Below are 400 nucleotides of genomic sequence, written 5' to 3' on the forward strand. Positions count from 1 at the left end.
ACGATTCCTCTGTAGTTCAGTCGGTAGAACGGCGGACTGTTAATCCGTATGTCACTGGTTCGAGTCCAGTCAGAGGAGCCAAATTCTTGTTTTCATGCCTCTTTGCGAATCCTTATGTGATTTAGATTCAATAAGTTAGCGTGAAAAATCTTCCCGATGCATTTTTAGTTTTCCCTCTGCATCGGGAGAATTTGGTGGTCAGATTTGGGGTCATGTTGGTTCGATGACGGAGTGACCCCCAAATGTCTCTTAACGACACAAAAATCCGCAGCTTAAAGCCATCCGCAAAACCCTTCAAAGTTTCCGATTCTCACGGCCTGTACCTTTTGATCAATCCCGGCGGTTCACGTCTCTGGTATCTCAAATATCGTATCAATAGAAAAGAATCACGCCTCGGCTT

General features: G+C 45.0%; 1 protein-coding gene and 1 tRNA gene. Both read left to right on the forward strand.

Going from position 1 to position 400, the window contains the following annotated elements:
- The first annotated feature begins 5 nt into the window (after window positions 1-5).
- Window positions 6-81, forward strand: a tRNA-Asn gene (locus J1785_RS00155).
- A 161-nt stretch (window positions 82-242) separates the two neighbouring features.
- A partial coding sequence (locus J1785_RS00160; protein ID WP_217218509.1) for an Arm DNA-binding domain-containing protein occupies window positions 243-400 on the forward strand: 158 nt, incomplete at its 3' end.

It is taken from the genome of Rahnella perminowiae, from assembly GCF_019049755.1.
GTDB classification, from domain to species: domain Bacteria; phylum Pseudomonadota; class Gammaproteobacteria; order Enterobacterales; family Enterobacteriaceae; genus Rahnella; species Rahnella perminowiae.